The sequence below is a fragment of the Streptomyces sp. NPDC060035 genome (assembly GCF_042736635.1).
Lineage (GTDB): Bacteria > Actinomycetota > Actinomycetes > Streptomycetales > Streptomycetaceae > Streptomyces.
The window spans coordinates 1-2,817 of record NZ_JBHWVO010000071.1; the positions used below are offsets into that span (position 1 = coordinate 1).

At 63.6% G+C, this 2,817-nt stretch carries 4 protein-coding genes and 2 pseudogenes; 2 read left to right on the plus strand and 4 right to left on the minus strand.

The window, feature by feature from the left end:
• The coding region (locus ACFWBQ_RS38265; RefSeq protein ID WP_385508659.1) for a hypothetical protein at nt 1-316 on the minus strand (316 nt) is incomplete at its 3' end.
• Between the two features lie 3 nt (nt 317-319).
• Here ACFWBQ_RS38265 and ACFWBQ_RS38270 point away from each other — a divergent pair.
• Both ACFWBQ_RS38270 and ACFWBQ_RS38275 read left to right on the plus strand, forming a co-directional pair.
• On the plus strand, nt 320-913 hold the full coding sequence (locus tag ACFWBQ_RS38270) for a hypothetical protein (protein WP_385508661.1): 594 nt from the start codon (nt 320-322) through the stop codon (nt 911-913).
• Between the two features lie 150 nt (nt 914-1,063).
• Nucleotides 1,064-1,354 (plus strand): annotated as a pseudogene (locus tag ACFWBQ_RS38275) (transposase); the annotation flags it as partial.
• Nucleotides 1,355-1,562: 208 nt separating this feature from the next.
• On the opposite strand, the gene ACFWBQ_RS38280 reads toward ACFWBQ_RS38275, so the two are convergent.
• From ACFWBQ_RS38280 to ACFWBQ_RS38290, 3 genes and pseudogenes are all read right to left on the minus strand, one after another.
• Complete coding sequence (locus ACFWBQ_RS38280) at nt 1,563-1,808, minus strand: hypothetical protein (protein WP_385508663.1); 246 nt, start codon at nt 1,806-1,808, stop codon at nt 1,563-1,565.
• A 156-nt stretch (nt 1,809-1,964) separates the two neighbouring features.
• A complete protein-coding gene (locus tag ACFWBQ_RS38285; RefSeq protein WP_385508665.1) occupies nt 1,965-2,132 on the minus strand; it encodes a hypothetical protein in 168 nt (55 codons plus the stop codon).
• Nucleotides 2,133-2,630: 498 nt separating this feature from the next.
• A pseudogene (locus ACFWBQ_RS38290) lies at nt 2,631-2,817 on the minus strand (IS701 family transposase); the annotation flags it as partial.

A 2,817-nucleotide genomic window follows, 5' to 3' on the forward strand; every position in this document is an offset into this window, starting at 1 on the left:
ACGCTACGAGCGCAAAGCCGAGCACTTCCTCGCCTTCACAAGCATCGCCTGCACCCTCATCTGCTACCGCAGACTCACCAAATGAGATGACTTCTAAGGCGTACGGCCGGATGGCGACGATGCACGCCGCGGCGTACGCGGACCTGCAGCGGGCCAGGAAGACTGAAGCCGGCGAGTCCACGACCAGCCGCGCTCCTCCCTGGGTGGAACCTGCACGGTCGAACCGCAAATCAACCTCAAGGAACGCATCATGTTCCACTCCTTCGGGCAGAATGCGCTTACCCCCCACACGCAGAGCGGCCGAATAGGGGAACATTCCATGGATCCACTTGTCCCATTCGCTGCACTATTGGGTGCCCTAATTGGCGCGTTCGTGGCCTGGATGGCACCCAGGAGAACAGGCAAGATCAATCGATTCGAGAACGATAGAATCGAAGCGAAAAAACATGACAAGGAGAGAATTCAGGAGCTGAAAGAGGAAGAAAAGTCTCGCCGAGATGCCCTTTTTGATCGCCTGGTTGTCTTGCGTAATGAGACCCGTCTCCACGTGCTCGAACTGCACAGGCTCTACAGCATTGCCGAGAGCACGAAAGCGACACCTCGATCGATGTTCGGGGCGATCCACTGGTATCAACAGTCCACCTGTCATGACATCGCACGCAGCGTTGGCGCGTCATATCCCCAGGTCCAAGCGTCCTGGTACGAATACGCAAAGGTTCTCAGTCAAACGCAAACAGATCTGTCTAATTTTGAGTGGACTTTTCTCCGGAGGCGGAAATTCCTTGAGTTCCTAAAAGGGCTAATAGGTGAAATGGATGCAGCGCGGGAGGACCTTAAGGGGGCGCTGACAAGCGCCGCCAATGATCTCGGATATAAGTTCGTACTGGCCGAAGAGTGGAACGAGGCACCGTAAAGACCGCCCTCAGGAGTACGCACGGTGCGGCGTACGGAGAATCACGCCGCGCCGTGGGAGGACGGCAGATCAGAAAGATGCGGCAAGCCCATCAGGATGACGCCGGCCGTCCTGCTGTGACTGAGCATTTATTTTAGCGAGTTGAGCAGGATCGTGCTCATCTGGGACAACCTCAACGTCCACAAGGCCGCCGGCTTGAGAGAGTTCGCCGAAACCCGCGACTGGCTGACCATCTACTACCTGCCGCCCTAAGCCCCCGACCTCAACCCCGTCGAAGGCATCTGGTCACTCCTACGTCGCGGATGGCTCTCGAACGTCGCCTTCAGCACCCCGGAACACCTCGTCCAGACCGTCCGGCGCGGCCTGCGGCACATCCAGTACCGCACCCACCTCATAGACGGCTGTCTCACCGAGACCGGCCTGACCATCCGATCTGCCTGATCAGCAGCACGACATCCCGAGTTCAACCTCAGTAACACCCGCCCGCCGGCCCTGGCACTCCACGCTAAGCTTCGACCCTGGCGCGGCGGAAATGGCGCTGGCCAACCCGGCCGAGGTCCGGGCCGTGTCCCCCTCTACGGGCGGCCGGTACCGGATTGAGCTCGTGATACTGGCCGTGGCCGAGGCGGTCAGCCAGCGCAAGCTCGTATCACTCCGGCACCGGGGCGGCGCCGCGCCGCCGAAGGTCTTGCACCGCCAAGGCCACGCCCCGGCCATCGGCCACCATCGCCCAGAGCCCCACCGGGACAACAAGCCATCGCCACGCACTATCGAACTGCGTGATCACGGCGATTACGAAGACGAACTGGACCACACAGAGCACCAGGTTGCCCAGCAGACGCAGCACCGGATGCGGTCTCCTGCGGAACACCTCTTCGAACCAGGTCTTCTCCACTTTCCCACCCCTTATTCAGCCCGGGATCACCCCGGACGACGACAGCCAAACAGTAGCGGCGTACTCAAACATGCACTGATCGTTCTCGGTGGCGGCGGGGATGCCACTCCCCCACCGCAAGAGGGGCGCAGCGGGCAAGCTGCGCCCCGATGCGGGTCAGTCCTGGACGAGTCGCAGGGCGCGGCGCTGGGCGGCGCCGTCGAGTGCCGGGCGGCACCACTGGATGCTGTCGAGGACGATCAGGTCGGTGACGTCGTCGAACCCCTGGGGAGCGGAGCCGAGCATGCGGACGTAGAGGGAGAACGCGCGGGTGTCGAGTTCCATGGCCGGGCCGACTTTGGGGAGCGGCGGGTCGGTGCGCAGGGCCGCGACGTACGCGAGGGCGAGCAGGCCAAGATGTCGGACTCGATGATCTCTTCGACCTTCCAGCCTGTACGTCGGGCGAGTGGCGCCATGCAGGCGAGGAGACAGCCCATGGCGTCCTCCATCTCGGCCTCGGTATACGGCATTTCCGCCTCCAGGGCCGGGGGCGGGGTCGTGACGGCGGAGAGTGGACGAAGCCAACGATGAAGAGCTCAACGACCGGAACGAAGGTGAAGAACACGGGGCATCCCGGAAGGTGCGGGGGCGGGAGCACCGCTCTCGCCCCCGCACACGGTCGGGCCCTCAGCTCGCGAGACGTACGGGCATCAGTAGGTGCCGGTACCCCGCTCCAGCCATATCCGGACCCTCGGTGAGCAGCACCGACTTGAGTCCGTCCGCTCGACGGATGCGAAGACTGGCGGGGCCCCGATCCGGGCGAGTCCCTCGATGTGGGCGGCCTCGACGCGCCCACCCGCCCACCGACGGCCGTCGCTCGGGCCAGCGCCTGCGCGGCCTCCGTGATCATCCACGGAGCCGGCGACACTCTCCGAGTGCCGGGTGGTGGCCATGACATGGAAGACATCGGCCTGTTCCAGCTCGTGCCGCCAGCCCTTGCTGTAGCCGTAACCGGCGTCCGCCGTCACCC